21 protein-coding genes are annotated in these 17,770 nt (G+C 67.9%); 9 read left to right on the forward strand and 12 right to left on the reverse strand.

Going from position 1 to position 17,770, the window contains the following annotated elements; translation table 11 throughout:
* Window positions 1-3: 3 nt before the first annotated feature.
* Together N799_RS01015 and arsH are read right to left on the reverse strand one after the other, a co-directional pair.
* The gene (locus N799_RS01015) at window positions 4-1,071 is read right to left on the reverse strand and encodes a lipid A deacylase LpxR family protein (protein ID WP_036206466.1); all 1,068 of its coding nucleotides are present in this window, start codon (window positions 1,069-1,071) and stop codon (window positions 4-6) included.
* A gap of 146 nt (window positions 1,072-1,217) precedes the next feature.
* Complete coding sequence (gene arsH / locus N799_RS01020; protein ID WP_036206789.1) at window positions 1,218-1,892, reverse strand: arsenical resistance protein ArsH; 675 nt, start codon at window positions 1,890-1,892, stop codon at window positions 1,218-1,220.
* Window positions 1,893-1,936: 44 nt separating this feature from the next.
* On the opposite strand from arsH, the gene N799_RS01025 reads away from it, so the two are divergent.
* From N799_RS01025 to arsB, 3 genes are read left to right on the forward strand one after another with little or no spacing between them, the layout of a single operon-like run.
* Window positions 1,937-2,269, forward strand: coding sequence for an ArsR/SmtB family transcription factor (locus N799_RS01025; RefSeq protein ID WP_036206468.1), 333 nt, complete (start codon window positions 1,937-1,939; stop codon window positions 2,267-2,269).
* Window positions 2,270-2,298: 29 nt separating this feature from the next.
* Complete coding sequence (locus tag N799_RS01030) at window positions 2,299-2,826, forward strand: arsenate reductase ArsC (RefSeq protein ID WP_036206470.1); 528 nt, start codon at window positions 2,299-2,301, stop codon at window positions 2,824-2,826.
* Window positions 2,819-3,913, forward strand: a complete 1,095-nt coding sequence (gene arsB / locus N799_RS01035; RefSeq protein WP_203225000.1) for an ACR3 family arsenite efflux transporter — start codon at window positions 2,819-2,821, stop codon at window positions 3,911-3,913. Before N799_RS01030 ends, arsB begins: the two co-directional genes overlap by 8 nt.
* 107 nt (window positions 3,914-4,020) lie before the next feature.
* Here the strand turns inward: arsB and N799_RS01040 are convergent, their stop codons facing one another.
* The 9 genes from N799_RS01040 to N799_RS01075 form a co-directional block, all read right to left on the reverse strand.
* Window positions 4,021-5,223, reverse strand: a complete 1,203-nt coding sequence (locus tag N799_RS01040) for a TerC family protein (protein ID WP_036206473.1) — start codon at window positions 5,221-5,223, stop codon at window positions 4,021-4,023.
* Window positions 5,224-5,248: 25 nt separating this feature from the next.
* The gene (locus N799_RS01045; RefSeq protein WP_036206476.1) at window positions 5,249-5,665 is read right to left on the reverse strand and encodes a hypothetical protein; all 417 of its coding nucleotides are present in this window, start codon (window positions 5,663-5,665) and stop codon (window positions 5,249-5,251) included.
* Window positions 5,666-5,753: 88 nt separating this feature from the next.
* Entirely contained in the window at window positions 5,754-5,975 is a 222-nt protein-coding gene (locus N799_RS01050) for a hypothetical protein (protein WP_036206479.1), read from the reverse strand.
* Between the two features lie 567 nt (window positions 5,976-6,542).
* Window positions 6,543-7,016 (reverse strand): hypothetical protein, encoded by a 474-nt coding sequence (locus tag N799_RS01055; RefSeq protein WP_036206482.1) that lies wholly within the window; start codon window positions 7,014-7,016, stop codon window positions 6,543-6,545.
* A 143-nt stretch (window positions 7,017-7,159) separates the two neighbouring features.
* Window positions 7,160-7,564 carry a hypothetical protein gene (locus N799_RS01060; RefSeq protein ID WP_036206484.1) on the reverse strand — a complete coding sequence of 135 codons (405 nt, stop codon included), beginning with the start codon at window positions 7,562-7,564 and terminating at the stop codon, window positions 7,160-7,162.
* Between the two features lie 2 nt (window positions 7,565-7,566).
* Entirely contained in the window at window positions 7,567-8,451 is an 885-nt protein-coding gene (locus N799_RS14175; protein ID WP_052100895.1) for a restriction endonuclease, read from the reverse strand.
* Between the two features lie 5 nt (window positions 8,452-8,456).
* Window positions 8,457-9,170, reverse strand: coding sequence for a phospholipase D family protein (locus tag N799_RS01070; RefSeq protein ID WP_036206487.1), 714 nt, complete (start codon window positions 9,168-9,170; stop codon window positions 8,457-8,459).
* A 23-nt stretch (window positions 9,171-9,193) separates the two neighbouring features.
* Window positions 9,194-9,613, reverse strand: coding sequence for a hypothetical protein (locus tag N799_RS15010; protein ID WP_152597747.1), 420 nt, complete (start codon window positions 9,611-9,613; stop codon window positions 9,194-9,196).
* 14 nt (window positions 9,614-9,627) lie between these two features.
* Window positions 9,628-13,251 (reverse strand): class I SAM-dependent DNA methyltransferase, encoded by a 3,624-nt coding sequence (locus N799_RS01075; protein WP_052100897.1) that lies wholly within the window; start codon window positions 13,249-13,251, stop codon window positions 9,628-9,630.
* Window positions 13,252-13,371: 120 nt separating this feature from the next.
* Here N799_RS01075 and N799_RS14180 point away from each other — a divergent pair, with 120 nt between their 5' ends.
* The 5 genes from N799_RS14180 to N799_RS14185 all read left to right on the forward strand — a co-directional run bounded on the left by N799_RS14180 (window position 13,372) and on the right by N799_RS14185 (window position 16,412).
* A complete protein-coding gene (locus N799_RS14180) occupies window positions 13,372-13,899 on the forward strand; it encodes a PAAR domain-containing protein (RefSeq protein WP_081974622.1) in 528 nt (175 codons plus the stop codon).
* Entirely contained in the window at window positions 13,896-14,588 is a 693-nt protein-coding gene (locus N799_RS01085; protein ID WP_052100902.1) for a peptidoglycan recognition protein family protein, read from the forward strand. Before N799_RS14180 ends, N799_RS01085 begins: the two co-directional genes overlap by 4 nt.
* Window positions 14,581-15,006: a hypothetical protein gene (locus N799_RS15015; protein ID WP_152597748.1), complete on the forward strand. Its 426-nt coding sequence runs from the start codon at window positions 14,581-14,583 to the stop codon at window positions 15,004-15,006. The genes N799_RS01085 and N799_RS15015 overlap by 8 nt, the downstream gene beginning before the upstream one ends.
* Window positions 15,003-15,362, forward strand: a complete 360-nt coding sequence (locus N799_RS01090) for a hypothetical protein (RefSeq protein WP_036206491.1) — start codon at window positions 15,003-15,005, stop codon at window positions 15,360-15,362. The genes N799_RS15015 and N799_RS01090 overlap by 4 nt, the downstream gene beginning before the upstream one ends.
* Window positions 15,363-15,512: 150 nt before the next feature.
* A complete protein-coding gene (locus N799_RS14185) occupies window positions 15,513-16,412 on the forward strand; it encodes an energy transducer TonB (protein WP_052100906.1) in 900 nt (299 codons plus the stop codon).
* 15 nt (window positions 16,413-16,427) lie between these two features.
* Here the strand turns inward: N799_RS14185 and N799_RS01105 are convergent, their stop codons facing one another.
* Entirely contained in the window at window positions 16,428-16,661 is a 234-nt protein-coding gene (locus tag N799_RS01105; protein WP_036206500.1) for a hypothetical protein, read from the reverse strand.
* 141 nt (window positions 16,662-16,802) lie between these two features.
* Here N799_RS01105 and N799_RS01110 point away from each other — a divergent pair, with 141 nt between their 5' ends.
* Window positions 16,803-17,666: an AraC family transcriptional regulator gene (locus N799_RS01110; protein WP_036206809.1), complete on the forward strand. Its 864-nt coding sequence runs from the start codon at window positions 16,803-16,805 to the stop codon at window positions 17,664-17,666.
* Window positions 17,667-17,770 lie beyond the last annotated feature (104 nt).

Below are 17,770 nucleotides of genomic sequence, written 5' to 3' on the forward strand. Positions count from 1 at the left end.
GCGTTACAGCGAGCGGCTGACGGTGAAGCTGCCGAACGACGGGCGCTCCCGCTGCCCCTCGAACTCGCGGGTCCGGAAGTAACGCGCGAGCGCGAACTTCCAGCCGCCCACCGTCACCGCCGCGCCGACCGCGAGGTCGGCCACCATCGCCCGCTTGTCGACCGAGTGGCTGTCGCGGAACAGGGTGCCGTCGAGGCTGACGTCGTAGATCGACCAGTAACCGTCCACCGCGGCAAAGGCGTGCCAGGCCCAGCCGGCCGGCAGGCGGCCGTTGGCCGGCGGCGCGGTGTTGTCGCCGGCCGGGCGCACCGGGCTGGAGCCGAAATCGTCGGGCAGCCGGTGGCCCAGCCGCACCTCGTAACCGGCGTTGAGCCGCGTCATCGGGCTGCCAAGCGCGCCGCCCCAGTGGCTGATCGCATCCACCTGCAGGCCGCCGTCGCCGACCGACCACTTGCCGTCGCGGTGCGTGCGCTCGTAACGGATGCCGAGCACCGGCTCGTTCGGCAGCTGGTGGTCCCAGCCGCGGAACTCCTCGGAGCCGGTCAGGTCGTGGACCCAGCCCTGCACGTCCTCGGCCATCGACGCCGGCCCGACCACGCCGGCACCGACCAGCACGGTGTCCAGGGTGTCGTCGCGGCGCAGGTTGTAGCCGGCGATGCCCATCAGCAGGCCGGCGTATGGGCGGTCCTCGACCATCAGGTCGGTGCGGAACGGGTCGGTCGGCGTGTAGATGTTCTGGCTCAGCCGCACGACCATGTTGAGCTGGTCGACGCCCTCCGGGTGGCGCGCGCCGACCCGCGTGTTGAGCCATCGCGCCAGCCACGGCAGGTTGGGGTCGTCGGTGAAGTCGACCAGGTTGGGCGACACCAGCGTCAGTTGCAGGCCGTTGGTGTAGCCCTGGTCCTGGCTGGCCAGCAGGTCGTTGTCGACACGCAGGCTGACCACCGGCGGCGACAGCGTGCGCGCGCCGGGCACGGACGCCTGGTCGCCGGCGGCGAGCGCGGGCGTCGCGGCGGCCGCCAGCGCAGTGGAAAGAAGCAGGGAGGCGAGGGTGCGGGTTCGCATCGGCATATTCTGTTTGTCCCGGAGCGGGCGATAAACAGCCGTTCCATGCATTTACTGTTTCCGCATTGGAACAATTGGCGGACCCCACCGACGGTGCCGGGGCCACTCCCGCGTGTCTTGGGCGCGTCGCTGGTGCTGGCGCGGGTCGGCGGCTAGCGCGCGGCCGCCTTGCGTTCGCTGTAGCGGTCCACGAGGTAGTCGCTGCGCCCGCGCACCATCAGGGTGAACTTCACCAGCTCCTCCATCACGTCCACCACCCGGTCACGGTAGGACGACGGCTTCATCCGACCGTCGTCGTCGAACTCCTGCCAGGCCTTCGGCACCGACGACTGGTTGGGGATCGTCACCATCCGCATCCAGCGGCCGAGCAGCCGCAGCGTGTTGACCGCGTTGAACGACTGCGAGCCGCCGCATACCTGCATCACGGCCAGCGTCCGGCCCTGGGTCGGGCGGATTCCGCCCTGCTCCAGCGGCAGCCAGTCGATCTGGTTCTTGAACACGCCGGTCACCGTGCCGTGGCGTTCCGGCGACACCCACACCTGCCCTTCGGACCATTGCGACCACTCGTTGAGGCGCCGCACTTGCGGATGATCCCGCCCGACGCTGTCGACGACCGGCAGTTCGTGCGGGTCGAACACCCGGGTCTCGGCACCTAGGTGGCGCAGCACGCGTTCGGCCTCCAGCGCGAGCTTGCGGCTGTAGGACTGGGGACGCAGCGAGCCGTACAACAGCAGGATCCGCGGCGGATGTCCGGGGTCGTCCGCGGCGCGCAGATCCGCGGCGCGGGGTGTTGGCAGCAGATCGGTATCGACCAGCGGCTCATCGATGGCCATGGATTGTTGATGGATATTCATTCGATTATTCTAGAACAATGGAAACAACCGCCGCCATCCAGTCGCTCAACGCACTCGGCCACGCCACCCGCCTGCACGCTTTCCGCATGCTGGTGGAAGCCGGCCCGGCCGGACGCATGGCCGGCGAGATCGCCGAGGCGTTGTCGGTGCCGGGCGCGACGCTGTCGTTCCACCTCAAGGAGCTGGTCAACGCCGGCCTCGTCCACGGCGAGAGCCGCGGCCGCAACGTCTGCTACCGCGCGGATTTCGACGCGATGCAGGCGCTGATCGGCTACCTCACCCACAACTGCTGCGCCGGGTCGGCCGCCGCGGGTTGCGGGCCCGGCGCGACGGGCGGCCGCGGCTGCTGACCTTCCCTGCCCACCACGAGCACCCAACCATGAAACCCCGCGTCCTGTTCCTCTGCACCGGCAACTCGGCCCGCAGCGTCCTCGCCGAGGCCACCCTGCGCGCCTGGGCCGGCGACCGCTTCGAGGTGCACAGCGCCGGCAGCCACCCCTCCGGCACGGTCAACCCGTTCGCGCTGGGCCAGCTGGCGGCCGAAGGCATCGCCACCGCGGGGCTGCGCAGCAAGTCGTGGGACGAGTTCGCCGGCGCGGACGCGCAGCCGCTGGATCTCGTGGTGACCGTCTGCGACGCGGCCGCGGCGGAGGCCTGCCCGGTGGTGTTCGGCGACTTCATCCGCACCCACTGGGGCCTGCCCGATCCGGCCGCGGTGGACGGCAGCGACGACGACAGGCGTGCCGCCTTCGCCGAGGCGCACCGCATCATCAAGGCACGCCTGCTCGCCTTCCTCGCGATCCCCGCCGCCACCTGGGACGACCGCGAGGCGCTGAAGCCGGCGCTCGACCGCATCGGCTTCGTGCAGCCCGAACCGGAAACCAGCGGAGGCGATGCCGATGTCTGACGCCATTTCTGCCGCCGACACCCCGCGGATCGGCTTCTTCGAGCGCTACCTCACCCTCTGGGTCGCGCTGTGCATCGTCGCCGGCACCGGCCTGGGCTACCTGCTGCCCGGCACCTTCGCCCGGCTCGGCGCGATGGAGGTCGCCAGCGTCAACCTGCCGGTCGCCGTGCTGATCTGGCTGATGATCATCCCGATGCTGCTGAAGGTGGATTTCGGCGCGCTCGGGCAGGTCGGCCGGCACTGGCGCGGCATCGGCGTGACACTGTTCATCAACTGGGCGATCAAGCCGTTCTCGATGGCGCTGCTCGGCTGGCTGTTCGTGCGCCACGTGTTCGCGCCGTGGCTGCCGGCCGGCCAGGTCGACTCCTACATCGCCGGGCTGATCCTGCTGGCCGCCGCGCCGTGCACGGCGATGGTGTTCGTGTGGAGCAACCTGTGCCGCGGCGATGCCAACTTCACCCTCAGCCAGGTCGCGCTCAACGACGCGATCATGGTGGTCGCCTTCGCGCCGCTGGTGGCGCTGTTGCTGGGGCTGTCGTCGATCACCGTGCCGTGGGCGACGCTGGCGCTGTCGGTCGGGCTGTACATCGTGGTGCCGGTGGTGGTGGCGCTGCTGCTGCGGCGCTGGCTGCTGGCGCATGGCGGGCCGGCGCGGCTGGACGCGTGGCTGGCGCGGCTGGCGCCGGTGTCGCTGGTCGCGCTGCTGCTGACGCTGGTGCTGCTGTTCGGCTTCCAGGGCCGGCAGATCATCGACCAGCCGCTGGTCATCGCCATCCTCGCGGTGCCGATCCTGATCCAGGTGTACTTCAACTCCGGCCTGGCCTACTGGCTCAACCGCCGCCTCGGCGTCGCCCACTGCGTGGCGGGGCCGTCCGCGCTGATCGGCGCAAGCAATTTCTTCGAACTGGCCGTCGCGACCGCGGTGAGCGTGTTCGGCGTGCATTCCGGCGCCGCGCTGGCGACGGTGGTCGGCGTGCTGATCGAGGTGCCGGTGATGCTGTCGGTGGTGCGGATCGTCAACCGCTCACAACGCTGGTACGAGGGCGCTCCGGTGCGTCCCACCGCTACACAGGCGGACCGGGCATGAGCGACATCCGCGCCGTTCCGCCTACGGCCTCGTCCGACTACCTGCGCAAGGACCTGTCCTGACCGCAGGCCACGCGAGCCGCGCCCGTTGACCGCCGGCTGCGGCGTTCAGCGCGATGCCTCCGCATGCCGGGCATGGGCGCGGGCCAGGGTCGCGTTGAGCGCGTCGCGGTCGGGGATGAAGCGGCGCAGTTCCTCGTCGAGCGCGGTCACGCGCTGCTCGGCGGCGACCAGCCGGGCGTAGAGCTTCTCGCGGTCGGCGGCGTAGGCCGCGTCGTCCAGCGCCAGGTACTCGCCCGCCAGCTGCCGCAGGTTGGCCACCATGCTGCGGGCCTTGCCCTTGTCGCTGGTCAGCGAGGCGATGACGGTGACCAGCAGGATCGCGCCGATCACCCACAGCGAGGTCGTTGTGCTGATCTCGATCACGTTGACCGGCGCGCCATCGTTGATGAACGGCAGGTTGTTCTCGTGCAGCGCGTGCAGGATGAGCTTGGCGCCGATGAAGGCGAGGATCGCCGCCAGCCCGTACGGCAGGTACAGCAGCCGGTCCAGCAGGTGGTCGATCAGGAAGTACAGCTGGCGCAGCCCCAGCAGCGAGAACGCGGTGGCGGTGACCACCACGAAGGTGTCCTGGGTGAGGCCGAAGATCGCCGGGATGGAGTCCAGCGCGAACAGCAGGTCGGTGCCGCCGATCACCACCATCACCAGCATCAGCGGGGTCATCATCCGGCGCCCGTCCTGCACGGTGAAGAGCTTCTGCCCGTCGTAGCGTTCGCTGGTGTGCAGCCAACGCCGGGCCAGCCGCATGACGATGTTGTCGTGGTCGCCGGATTTCGGTGTGAGCAGGTGGCCGGCGGTCACCAGCAACAACAGGCCGAACAGGTAGAACACCCAGGCGAAGCGCTCCAGCAGCGCCGCGCCGATGAAGATCAACCCGATCCGAGCGACCAGCGAGAACACGATGCCGAACAGCAGCACCTTCTGCTGATACTGCCGTGGCACCGAAAAGCTGGACATGATGACCAGGAACACGAACACGTTGTCGACCGACAGCGCCTTCTCGGTGATGTAGCCGGCGAAGTACTCGGTGCCCATGCCGTCGCGGCCCCACAGCACCGTACCGATGCCGAACAGCAGCGCGACGGCCACGTACAGCGTGGACCACACCGCCGACTCGCGCAGCGTCGGCACGTGCGCCTTGCGCACGTGGAAGATGTAGTCGAACAGCAGCAGGCCGACGATCAGTACGATCGTCAGGGTCCAGACCGTCGGTGACACGTGGGGAGGCGTGAGGTCGGGCGGCGCCAGCATGGGGTCGAGGCTAGCGCGGCACCCGTTAGCGGAGCATCACGCGGCCGACCCGGATGGCCAGCCACGCTATCGGCAGGTAGGCGGCGAGCAGATCGAGCGCGATGAACCACGCCGGCGCCGGAATCATGTACGCCGCGGCGATGCCACCGAGCAGGAAGAAGCCGCCGACCACCCACGCCGGCACCGCCTTGCGGCCAATGGCGACGAGGTACGCGACCAGCGCACCGGCGAACGTCCCGAGCGCGTGCGCAAGGAACGGCGCGAGGAAGTGCTTCGGTTCAAAGAGATGGATGCCCGCCGCGAACCCCTCGGCGGTGGTGACGTCCACGCCGGCAGGCGGCGGGACCAGCGACGGGCCGACGGTGACGATCGCCATGTTGACGGCACTGCCGACGACGACCCCGCCGACCACGGCCAACACGTTGCGCAGCAGCTTCGGCATGGCGTTCCCCTTGTTTGACGGCATCCCCCGATGCCCCTCCCATCTGCCGCCGCGCCCCGGGCGATGTCAACCGCCCCTGGGCGTGCCGCTAACGCCCGCAGGGGTAGACGTAGGTCAGCGCGTACATCCGCTCGGTGCTGTCGAACAGCCGCACGCAGATGCGGACATCGGCCAGGCGGGCGCGCTCCCGCGCCTGCGTCAGCGCGGCGCGCCATGCGGGGACGAACGCGGGGTGCCACTGGTCCCCGGCCGGCAAATCGATGACCTGTCCGTCCTGGGTGTGCTCGCGCAACTCGAATCGGTACGTCATGGGGGGACCTGTCCGGGGGGAGGCGCCGCGCTGCGGCGAAGCCCAAAGGCTTGCATGGAGGCAACGGACGCGGCATCGACAAACATCCCGGATGGGGGTAGGAGTTTTCCGACAGACGACGCCCTGCGATCCCCCTGCGCCGCCGAGGCTCGGCGGCGGCCTATTACCGGCGGGTGGATGGAGCGTTAGCCCGGCGTTCAACAGCGACGGTGGTCACGTATTTGCCGGCAGGACGGATCCGCGGGGACTGGCGCACCGGCCGGCGGGGTTCCGACCTCGGCGCGCGGGCCTTTTTGCTCCGCCGGTGGAGTGTTGGAGCTCCGCGGTTGGACAAAATTTGTCCAACGCCCGGGAAAAAAGCTGCGATTGCGAAGCTTTTTGCTTCGAGGGCGGAGAAAAATGCTCCGACGGCGGAGAAAAACACTCTGGCGGTGGAGCAAAAAGCCCGGATGGCGGAGCACAAAGCTCGGCGGTCCGGGCTTTCTGCTCGGCCGGACACGAAAAAAGCCCCGTCGCCGGGGCTTTTTTCTCCGCATGCCGCGTTTTTTTCTCCGACCGTGGCGCGATCTACGGCGTCGGTGCCGGTTCACGGGCCGGCGTCGAGCGGGCGAAGCGCACCGACAGCGCCGCACTCAGCCCCTCCAGCCCCTTGTTGCGGCCAGTCACCTTGAGCAGCGCGTAGCCCTCCAGCGCGGTGTTCATCGCGTCGCTGCCCAGCGCCATCTCCGAATCGGACACCCGCTCGACCAGCCGCCGCAGGCGCGCCAGCAGCGGGCGCAGCGCGTCGACCGCACGCAGGTCGGCCTGCGCTTCCTCCAGCCGCAGCGCGGCCGGGACAATGTCGGGGTTCTGCTCCAGCACCATCAGGGTCTGCCGGACGAAGGCCTCGGACTTGTCGCCCATCTTGGTGATCCGGCGGCGGGTGTGGCTGTCCAGCGCGACCAGCCGGCCGGCCAGGCGCGACTCGATGTCGGTCAACGCGGTGTTGATGGCGGTGATGTCGTCGGCCGACAGATCGAGGGACAGCAGGTTCTGGCTCACGACGTGCTCCTTGTCATTGATGCGCCCGGCCCGATGCCGGGCGCGTGGGTGCTCCGCCGCGTCCGTGTGGCGTTTCCGGTGCCGTGGGGCGGCCGGAGCGGGGGCGATTGTGGCAGAGGCGGCGCCGGCAGACGACTAGGCCATCACCGGGCTGCAAATACCGAATCCAGATACAAGGACACGGACGAATGCGACACCGGCGGATGCGCCCGGAGCAGCTCGGGGCAAAACCGCTCAAGCCAGGAAAACTCGATATGGCCGATCACCGCCGACCGCTCCCTGTCGTACGGAAGGTCGGCGAGCAGGTAGTTGGTCGCCCGCTTCAACACCTTCAACTCCAGGGCGAAGTCCTGCACGCCCTCCTCGTAGCACGCATTGAAGAAGCTCAGCCGCAACAGGCTCTTTCCGCTCTTCAGCGGCTCGACGCGCCGAATATGGATGGGTGAGAAGTACGGCGTCATGCGCTCGCCGAAATAGCCCGGAAACATCTGCCACGAACGCCAGGTTCCGGGATGCAGGCTGAAGCGGTCCGCGTATTCCAGACTCATCACTACATTTCCGGCGTCGAGGCTTCGATCACCTTGATCGCCTCGTCGGCGCGCCGTTGCTGCTCGCGCAACTCTTCTCGGGTGTAGCGGCGCGGTGTGGACGGCGGCCGCGACGAGGCTTTGTCAGCACGGACGGCAGCGTGGCCTACAGCCGCCTGCGGCACTGGCACTTGCGGCTGAGTCACCGGGACGTGTGTCCGGCCGGTTGCGGGGCGATCACCCAGTGAACCGCTGCCCGAACACTGGCGAATGGCAATCACCAGCGCCAAGACGATGGCTCCGGTGATCCAGATCGCCGGAACCGCATCGGGGTCACGGTTGTGCCGACTGTCCCGCACCGTTTTACGAAACGGCGTCGGCTTGGCATTGGGAATCGAAAGCGAGTAATCCTTCCCCCCAGCGCTTAGCATTCGCGGTGAGCCGCCCGCGACGACGCCGGTTTCCGAGAGCCCCGGAACCGGCTGCGCCAGCTCCGGAAGCATCCGCCGAAGCTCCGCGCCGTCGATCAACTCCAGCTTCGAGTTCTTGGCCGCGACTTCCCATGCGTACCGCGTGTATTCACCCGTGTTAACGAGGATGCAGCGGTCGGCGCCTTCCGTACCTGCGACGCCGAGCAGTTCGTGTACCGGGTTGTGGGTTAGTTGATAAGCGTTGTGCCGTTTGCACTGCACCACGACGTACTCGCCATTGCCGCGGAGCTTCAGGTCGATACCGCCGTCGAAGCCGCGGCCGGTGCCACCCGTGCCGCATTCCTCTACGTCGTAACCCTGTTTGCGGTAGTAGTCCGCCACGACGCGCTCGAACTCGAGCGGGTCGAGATTGGCCAGCTCATCGTCCCGACGCGTCCGCACGTGCCGCGCGCCCCACTTCCCCCTGCGCGACGTCATGTGTGTCAGACCTCGAGCGATTCCGGCCACAGAAAGTACGGGCCAAAACGCGGACTCATGCGGAACTCGCCGCCGGCGGCCTTGCCGGCGTCGGTCAGCGCGTGTGTATCGTCCTTGGCTACCAGATACCCCTTCGTCACGAGTCGGTCGAGGAACTCAGCCGTCTTCATGCCGCACTTCCGGGCGAGCTTGGATGAAGGCAGCTTCCCAATATCCCCCGTCTCTTCCTGACTGCCGTCCTGCTCTGCCTCAGGGGCACTCTCCGACGCAGCCACGCGCTCCATCGAGATACGGACCTCGTCGCTGATGCGGATGATCCGCTGCGCCTCCTCGTAAGCCTCGCGGTACAGCTCCGCGTCGTCCGCGCGGCGGATGAGGATGCCCATCTCGTTGTTGTTGACCTGGCTGAACTCGTAGAGGTTGAGGCTGGTGATGATGCACAGCTCCTCGTTGAGGTAGCACTTGGCGTGCAGGTTCTTGCAGAAGCTGGTGCGGATGTAGGTCTGCTCGCGCAGCCAGCTGATTTCCGCCGGCTGCAGCTCACTCTTGCCGTAGACCATCCGCACGTCGATCTTCAGGCGGTTCTTGTCCGCCAGCAGTTCCTTCACCCGGTCGTTGAGCTTCAGGTACGGGCTGATGAGGATTAGCCGGTCTTTGGCGTCCTTGATGAGTTCTTCAAGGAAATAGTTGGTTGCGCTGGTATTGAGAAACTTAGCCATGCTTAATCACCGCCACGATTCCTTTAGGTTGCCACGTGCCTGTCGATCGGTTCAATTTTCAACAAACTCAAACCAGTACTAACAATATCAAGCCCTAGGTCCTCACGAATGGAGTTCCTGATTTCTACAGTTAAATCAGTATGGGTGGCCTTGCCAGTTTCGGTTATATCTTGCACGAACTTTTCACATAGGCGGATCTGCTTGACATTGCCGTAAAGATGAATGCGATTGACCGCCCGCTCCACATCTCGATGGTTAGGAACGATATTTATGTTCCGCCCAAGCTCAAGCAAGACATCGTAAATTTCTGCAAGATTCTGAACCCTTATCTCTCGCTGCTTATTCCTTACATCGCGCGCCGCGTTTGATTTGTGCGCCACTATCCACCCAGCGACCGCCACTACCGTTGCGATCGTCGTCGGAATCAGTATTTCCCAGTTCACGCATTCGCCTCCTGTCAGCTTGCGATATAAACGCCGTCCTTCTCCTGCGCCCTACCCAGCGCCACCAGCATTTCCAGCAGCTTCGGCAGGCGCTTCTTCCACGGGCCGCGGGCAGTGAACCGCGCGGCGATCTCGTCGATTGAGAGCGGGACGGGGCTGGCGGCGAGGAGGTCGGCGACGGCGCGGACCTGGTCGACGGTGTCCTTGGGCCACGGCTGCGGTTTGGTGTTGGGCGGCAGGGGTGCGGGGGTGGTGTCGGGGTCGGGCTGGTCGTTGCCGGCGGTGTCGGTGTCGAGGCGGGCCTGTTCGGGGTCGCGGTCGCGGGCGGCGTCGGGGTTCTGGAACCCGGGGCGGAGCCAGCGGATTTCGCCGCGGGCTTCTTCGGCGGCGCGGTCGGCGTTGAGGGCGACGAGGCGTTCGAGGATGGCTTCGTCGAAGGCGCGTTTGGCGTCGTCGCGGGTCTGGCCTTCGGGCGCGGGGTCGTTGCCGTGGGCCACGCGCAGCGCGGGCAGCAAATCGCCCCAGCCGTAGGCGTGGAGCACGGCGTCGTCGAGTTCGTCGTGCAACTGGCGCAGGACGGAGACGAGGCCCTGTTCGTGGACGGTGCGCTCCTTGGCGGTCAGGGGTTCGCCGCTGCGCAGTTTCTCCAGCACGTTGTACATGCCGGTCAGGGTCAGGCCGGGGTGGGCGGCCTGCTGGCGCTTGCGGTGGGCGTCGAGTTGCTCGCCGAGGGCGCGGATTCGGTCGGAGGGGTATTCGCCGTAGGTTTCAGTGGGGCCGGCGCGGCCGTTGTCGTCGACGACGGCGACGCCGATCGGACCGGCGAATTTGTCGGCGGCGTGGAGGTCGGGGAATGGGAATTTCTCAAAGCAGCTAGTTTTGATGTAGCGAGGCCGATCTTCGAGGGTGGAACCAGTTCCGAGAACCCAAGCCACATGCACCGCGCTACTCAGCACACCGAGGTGCTGTGCATCTGACGAGGCGACCACCATCAGGGCATCATCAGGGAGAATCTCGCTCTCGAGGAACTGAAAGACGCGATGTTTCGCGGTGACAGGTGTCACGATGTATCTGTTCAGCGACCTCAAGGCGGGACGAAAGGAACCACGAGGCTCGCCATGTACCCACCAGTTTTCGCGATAGCTATCACGACTATTTTGATCTCGCTCTGGCTTTACATACTCAAAGACGTGCTGATAAACCTCGGGAAACCTGACGCGCACCTCGTTGGCGCTCAGACCATATAGATCAATCACGCGCACGTCGCGCGGCGAGTCCGTGAGGTCGCGCCCGTTTCTATACGGACGAACATGCTGATCAAGTCCGGCAACAACACCCAACCCAAGCGTTCTCGCGGCGTCCGTAGCCACAATAAAACCAGAGCCGTGCAGCTTGACCCCCGGACAACTAACTCCGAGGTTGGCCTTTAGCGGCAGCGCGTTGTTTACGGCGACGCCCACTCTCAGATCGGGAAAGACAACGCCCCTTCGATCTCGCAGCGACACATCCGTCTCCCCATGTCGCGCTTCTCGTTCACCCGTCACTTCGCGCACGACCCCTTCGGTTGCCGCTCTTGTGGCCACCGTCATCGCGATCCGAACCGCCGCCCCATCCGCCGAATCCACCCACGGGTGATCCGGAATCGCGAACACCAGCGACAGGGGCTGCTTCTTGTCACCGAGGTGCGGCTCCAGTACGCGGCGGTTGAAGGACTGGCGGATCGAGTTGGTGGTGATGAAACCGAAGCGCTCCACCGCGCCGCGGCGGGTCAGCTGCGCGGCGTGGTGCCACCAGTACATGACGAAGTCGGCAGACTCGGGCATCTCCGGCCATGCGCCACGCAGCGCCTCGACGTAGCCATCGCCGAGCGCGGTACGCATCCGCTTGTTGCCGATAAACGGCGGATTCCCAACGATGAAATCCGCCTCCGGCCACGCCGCCTTGCGCGGTTTGACGTACCGCTCCACCGGCTTGCGGGCGTGCTCGTCGGGCACCGGCTCGCCGGTCACCGGCGACACCTTCATGGTCTCGCCGTCCCAGCGGGTCACCGGCCTGCCCTGCTCGTCGGTCACGAACTCCACGCCGTCGTAGGCCAGCACCGCGTCGCGATTCTCGATGTTGCGGAAGTCGCGGATCACCGGCTGCGGCGGGTGCACGTCGCCGCGGGTGCGGAAGTGCCATTGCAGGTAGCCGATCCACAGCACCACCTCGGCGATGGCGGCGGCGCGGGGGTTGAGCTCGATGCCCAGCAGGTTGTGCGGGTCGACGGTCTCGCCGGCGGTGGCGTCGGCGCGCTCGCCGCCCAGGGCGAGGTCGGCCTGCTGGTAGCCCAGCTCGTCCAGTGCGTTGAGCACTTCGCCTTCCAGCCGCTTGAGGTGCTCCAGGGTGACGTACAGGAAGTTGCCGGAGCCGCAGGCGGGGTCGAGCACGCGCACGGTGCACAGGCGGTGGTGGAAGCGGCGCAGCTCGGCGATGGCGTCCTTGTCCTTGCCTTCGTCGGCCAGGGTGCCGGCGGCGGCCTGTGCTTCGGTCCACTCCTTGCGCAGCGGCTCGATGACGGTGGGCAGGACGAGGCGCTCGACGTAGGCGCGCGGGGTGTAGTGGGCGCCGAGCTTGTGGCGGTCCTTCGGGCTGAGGGCGCGCTCCAGCAGGGTGCCGAAGATGGCCGGTTCGACGTGCTGCCACTTGGCGTGGGCAGCCTCGGCGAGCAGGGCCACTTGGTCGCGGTCCAGCGGCAGGATGTCGGGCTGCTTGAAGAGCTTGCCGTTGAAGCGCAGCACGGTGTCCTTGACCACGGCGGAGAACTCGGTGCCGGCATCCATGTCGATCCACAGCTGACGAACCATGCGCATGGCGACGTCTGGCTGCTCGGCGTGGGTCACCAGCAGGTCGCGGAAGGCATGCTCGGGCAGCAGCTTCACGTCCTCGGCAAACATGGTGAACAGGCAGCGCATCAGGAACTGGGCGACGGCCTCGGGGGCGTGGTTGGCCTGCTCCAGGCTGCGGGCGAGCCGGGCGAGGCGGTCGGCGATCTCGCGGGTGACGCGGGCGGATTCGCGGCTGGGGTCGAGGCCAAGCGGGTCCAGCCACACCTTGCGCAGGCGCTCGCGGACGTCGGGCTTGCGCAGGTCGGCCAGGGCGATGCGGTGGCTGCGCGGGTCCGGATACGGGACGTAGGTGCCGCCGGAGCGGCTGAACTCGGAATACAGCTCGATGCGGTGGCCGACGTCCACCACCACCACGAACGGCGGACGGCCTTCGGCGGCGGGCAGCGCGCGGGCGTAGTTCTCGGCCTGGCTGCGGGCGCGCAGCAGGGCGTCGTCGAAACCCTTGGCGTGGCGGCCGAGCTTGAGCTTCTTGGACTCCAGCACGAACGCGCCGCGGCGGTACAGGTCGATACGGCCGGCGCTGGTGCTGCCATCGCCGTGGGCGAAGGTGATCGGCCGCTCGAACATGTAGTCCTGCTCGGCCGTGGGGTGCGGGGTGTCGACGCCGAGCAGGTGGCACAGGTCGATCAGGAAGGTCTGCGAGGTCGACAGCTCGGAGGCGGTGACGCCCTGCCATTTGTCGATGAAGGCCGCCGCGGCGGTGTCGCCGGCGCTGGTATCGGGTTGCGTTGCGGAGTCTGCGTCTGCCACGTCCGGGCCCCCTGCCCTGCGGTTTGTGCGTGCTGTGCCGAGCATACGGCAGGCGGTCGCGGGGGGAGAGCGGAGCTAGACTGCGCGTGTCCCAATGGACAAGGAGACAACATGACAAGGATGTGGATCGTGCTGGGGGATGCGACCTCCAGCGGTGGGCAGGTTGTCAGCGGCTCACCGTTTACCGATATCGATGGGAAGCCGGTAGCCCGGGTCAACGACAAGGCAACTTGCCCGACGCACAAGGGCACGTTCCCGATCGTGGATGGCGACCCGACCACCATCATCGATGGCGAGGCGGTTGCACTGCATGGCAGCGCGCTGGCCTGCGGCTGCAAGGTGCTGGCGGTGCAGCAGGTGCGGGTATTGCAGCAGGTGGGCGGTGGTGGTGCGGGAACACGCGGCAGCGGGAGCGGCCCGGTAGCCGGCGGCACCGTCGCATCCAGCCAGTCGGACGTTTACAGCGAAGCGTTCGTACTGAGATCAGCAGAGACCGGCAAGGCCTTGTGCAATCGCGACTACCGAATCACTACCGAAGCCGGTGAAATCATCGAAGGTCGAACGGATCAGGAAGGAAGAACAGCGCTCGTAACGACCAGGGAGCGGCAGCTCGTTCGCGTGGAACTCGGGGAGGAAATCCCCGCATGAGCAAGTTCATCGACGTGGGACGCGCAACCACGACCGCGGTCGCTGGCAAGGACCCGACAGAACTCCAAGTGGCCAGTTATGTCGACGAGCGCGGTTACATCCAGAACGCGGGTTTCATCCTCCGCCCCATTCCAGCGCTGGAAAAAGGAAAACTGACGGGGCCCCGGGCCATCGTCCTCCACCGTACCGCCGGAGACTCTCTGGCCAGTGCACTGAACGCCGCCGGACCCAGCGGCACCCACTTCTACGTCGACAAGGATGGCAGCGTTTACCAAGTGGCGAGCCTGCATAGAAAGACGTATCACGTCGGTCTCATCAAGTCGAAATGCATGGCCGAGGACACATGCCCACGGACGGAGCAAAAAACCATCAGCAGTTGGGGGTGGGCGCCGCGCCGAATCCACGACCATGAAAAGGCGAAGCCCTACCCTGACCGGTACCCGATGAACGAAGACAGCGTCGGCATCGAGGTTGTCTCGCGCTGCCTGCGCGAATGCGGTCCCGGGGACTCGGACAGTGCCGTCTGGGAAGATCCGACTGCCGAGCAACGCGATTCAATCTCCCTCCTGGTCAGGCTGCTGCAGCGAATCTACGGACTCTCGGACGACGACGTCTACGAGCACGACAAGGTGTCGTACAAGAAGGGTGGTGAGGGGGCTGGGCTTTACGGGAGTACCGCCAATGAATAACCGCAATGCGTGGGGGCTGCTCCTGGCCAGCGGACTCGCAGTTGCCTGCGCGCCTGTGACTGCTCCCGAGGCTCCGCAGGTCGTCGTCGAACGCGTTGACGCGCCGCGATATTCGGGGTCGTCCAGCGACCCGCTGGAGAGTGCGTGTAACGGATGGAGACTCTCGCCGGCGCAGGTGAAAGAGTTCTTCCGTCACAGCAGCGCATTTGACGCGCCGCCGCTGGGGGAGTTCTACCAGGTCCCCTGCTCCATTTCGGGTGCGTTGCGCGTGGATGGCGAGCGGTGGGAGTTCGTCATTGACGGCGGTGCCACGGCGACATGGCGGAACGACAAACGTGCGCGCTACTGGGGTTGCAAGGCCCGACGTTGTGAAGCGCTCGTCCTGCTGCCGTATGACGGCATGAGCAGCGGCTGGTGACCATCGCGAAGGTGCCACCTGCCGCCGGCCATATCGAAGACGGCCACAGGTGGCGGCGCGTTTCACACGTCATCGGCGCGGCGTCGCTGCTCGTGCCCGCCGCGTGCCTCCTCGCGCTGCGCGCTGGCGTCCTCCAGCTGGACGGTGAGTTCTGCGGGATGTCCGCGTTGGGAGTGGTGCTGCTGTCCTACGTGGCCTGCTTCGCGTTGTCGGTCCTCGCAGTGACGTTGGGGGCAATCGGGTACCGGTCGCTGCCCATGCCGCGCCCGCGCTGGCGTGGCGTCGAGCTGTTGCTGACCGGATTGCCGGCACTGGCAATGGCCGGCATCGGGCTCGCGGTGGTGATCCTCGAATGATGTGAGGCAACCGGCCGGGGCGACGCTCCGCGACCACCACAGCCGCGCAACACCGCCGTCGTCTGTTCAACATCACGCAGTCATGAAGTATCCGCAGGCTACCCGCGTCGTGGAACCGGGGGGATCCGCATGGCGCGGGCTTGGGTGTGTGTGGCGGTGTTGCTGCTGTCGGCCTGCGGGCGGTCGGAGCCGGGGGATGTGGCGGGTGTGACGGACGCTGCGGCGCCGGTCGTGGCGGCGCCGCCGGATGATTCGACCGAGACGCTGCTGGCGCGGGCGGTGGCGGCGATGCAGGCCGGGCGCATCACGCGGCCGGTGGGCGGCAGCGCGCTGGACCTGCTGGTGACGTTGCACGGGCGCGAGCCGGGCAACGCGGGGGTGCAGGCGGCGCTGGTGGAGTTGCAGCCCTACGTGCTGCTGGCCGGGGAGCGGGCGATTGCCAGCGGGGACCTCGAAGACGCCGAGCGGCTGGTGGGGGCGCTGGCGATGTTCAACCCGGACGCAGTGCCGCTGCCGCGACTGCGTGGGGGCCTGGAGCAGTTGCGACGGGAGGTGGCGCTGGCGGCGGCGGGGGGTGGCTCCCCGGCTGCGGCCGTTGTGGCGGACCCGGGGACCGTGGCCGCGACGGACCAGGCGCCGGTGGCCACGGCCGTGGCGATGGACCCCGCGCTGCCGGTCGCGCCCGGTCCGGTGGATGTCGACGCCGACGCCACGGCGGCCGTGCCCGATCCCGCCCCGGCGCCCCCGGCCGCGCCCACGGTCGCGGCGCCCTCCCCCACGCCGGCCACCGACACGCCACCGGTGCTGGTCCGCGACGCGATACCCGAATACCCGTTGTCGGCGCTGCGCCGCGGCCTGTCCGGGCGGGTGCGGCTGGGGTTCACCGTGCGGGCGGACGGCAGCGTGGCCGACGTGGCGGTGCTGGCGGCGTCGCCCGAGGGGGTGTTCGAGGAGGCGGCGATCACGGCGGCGCGGCGTTGGCGGTTCGAGCCGCGCGCGGCGCCGGTCGGCACCGAACGCGCGTTGCGCTTCGACCTGCCGCGACGCTGAGCGGTCGCGCCCCGCTCAATGCTCCGGACGCGGCGGCGGACCTTCGGGTTCGCGCAGCGGCGGCGGTGCGGTCGGGTCGACCGGACGCGGCGGCCGCGGATCGACCGGACGCGGCGGCACCGGGTCGGTCGGGCTGGGGACGACCGGGTCGTGCGGCTGGTCCGGGACGGGATCGTGGGCGGGGTGCGGCGCCTGGCCGGGCACCTCACGCGGGTCCTCGGCGCCGGGGCGGGCGATGGGTGGGGTCATGCGGCCTCCGCGGGCGGGATGTGGGGCCACCGTAGCGGCGGCATGATGGAGCGCGCGTGACGCGGCTTCCGCACAAGGTCAGCAACCCGGATCAACCGGGCGGCGGGACGATGGCGCCGCGGCACCCACTTGGAGGCACCGATGCAGCACCCCCGCACCCGTATCGGCCACGCCGCCCGCATCGAGCGGGTGGTCGCCTACATGGTCGGGCGACTCGATGCACCGCCGACGCTGGAGCAACTGGCGGCGGTCGGCCACTTCTCGCCCTGGCACTTCCACCGCATCTACCGCGGGCTGATGGGCGAGACGGTGGCCGACACGCTGCGGCGCATGCGGCTGCATCGCGCCGCATCGGAACTGCTGCATGGCACCGCGCCGCTGGCGACGGTCGCGCGGCGTTGCGGCTACACCGCGACGGCCGCGTTCAACCGTGCCTTCGCCGCCGCCCACGGCCTGCCTCCGGGTGAGTACCGCCGCCGCGGCGGGCTGGGCAACGCCCCGCCCGCCTTCAAGCCACGCCAACAGGAGTCCAACCCCATGAGCGCGCCATACAGCGTCACCATCGAACAACGCCCGGCGATCGACGTCGCCGCCCTCGCCCACGCCGGCGACTACGAGCAGATCGCCACCACGTTCGAGAAACTCGCCGCCTGGGCGGCCGGCCGGGGACTCCCGCAGCCGCGCTCGTTCGGCGTCTACTACGACGACCCGGCAACCACCGAAGCGGCGGCGCTGCGCTCGGACGCCTGCATCCAGATCGAGCCGGGCGTGGAGCCCGACGGCGCCGTCCGCCGCACGCAGGTCCCCGGGGGCCGCTACGCCGTGCTGGTGCACACCGGCCCGTATGCCGAGCTTCCCGACCCGTACCGCTGGCTGTTTGGCGAATGGCTGCCCGACAGCGGCGAGGAAGCCGCCGACGGGCCGATGGTCGAGGAGTACCTCAACGACTGGCACCGTCTGCCGCCGTCGGAATGGCGCACGGCGGTATGTCTGCCGTTGAAGTAGGGGTGCCCGGATATCTTCGGGGCTCGCCTGGACACGGGGCGCGTCGACCGTGGATCGGCCGGTTGTCAGGGGTCGCGACTTACGTCGCTCCTACAAAAAGCCCC

This window comes from Lysobacter arseniciresistens ZS79 (assembly GCF_000768335.1).
Taxonomy (GTDB): Bacteria; Pseudomonadota; Gammaproteobacteria; order Xanthomonadales; family Xanthomonadaceae; genus Novilysobacter; species Novilysobacter arseniciresistens.

Coding starts and splice junctions, on each gene's coding strand:
- N799_RS01105 (WP_036206500.1), bottom strand. CDS start 16,661: ATGACCCCACCCATCGCCCGCCCCGGCGCCGAGGACCCGCGTGAGGTG.
- N799_RS14175 (WP_052100895.1), bottom strand. CDS start 8,451: ATGACGTCGCGCAGGGGGAAGTGGGGCGCGCGGCACGTGCGGACGCGT.
- N799_RS01110 (WP_036206809.1), top strand. CDS start 16,803: ATGCAGCACCCCCGCACCCGTATCGGCCACGCCGCCCGCATCGAGCGG.
- arsB (WP_203225000.1), top strand. CDS start 2,819: ATGTCTGACGCCATTTCTGCCGCCGACACCCCGCGGATCGGCTTCTTC.
- N799_RS15015 (WP_152597748.1), top strand. CDS start 14,581: ATGAATAACCGCAATGCGTGGGGGCTGCTCCTGGCCAGCGGACTCGCA.
- N799_RS01070 (WP_036206487.1), bottom strand. CDS start 9,170: ATGGCTAAGTTTCTCAATACCAGCGCAACCAACTATTTCCTTGAAGAA.
- N799_RS14180 (WP_081974622.1), top strand. CDS start 13,372: ATGTGGATCGTGCTGGGGGATGCGACCTCCAGCGGTGGGCAGGTTGTC.
- N799_RS01025 (WP_036206468.1), top strand. CDS start 1,937: ATGGAAACAACCGCCGCCATCCAGTCGCTCAACGCACTCGGCCACGCC.
- N799_RS01085 (WP_052100902.1), top strand. CDS start 13,896: ATGAGCAAGTTCATCGACGTGGGACGCGCAACCACGACCGCGGTCGCT.
- N799_RS01045 (WP_036206476.1), bottom strand. CDS start 5,665: ATGCCGAAGCTGCTGCGCAACGTGTTGGCCGTGGTCGGCGGGGTCGTC.
- N799_RS01050 (WP_036206479.1), bottom strand. CDS start 5,975: ATGACGTACCGATTCGAGTTGCGCGAGCACACCCAGGACGGACAGGTC.
- N799_RS01040 (WP_036206473.1), bottom strand. CDS start 5,223: ATGCTGGCGCCGCCCGACCTCACGCCTCCCCACGTGTCACCGACGGTC.
- N799_RS01030 (WP_036206470.1), top strand. CDS start 2,299: ATGAAACCCCGCGTCCTGTTCCTCTGCACCGGCAACTCGGCCCGCAGC.
- N799_RS01060 (WP_036206484.1), bottom strand. CDS start 7,564: ATGAGTCTGGAATACGCGGACCGCTTCAGCCTGCATCCCGGAACCTGG.
- N799_RS01015 (WP_036206466.1), bottom strand. CDS start 1,071: ATGCCGATGCGAACCCGCACCCTCGCCTCCCTGCTTCTTTCCACTGCG.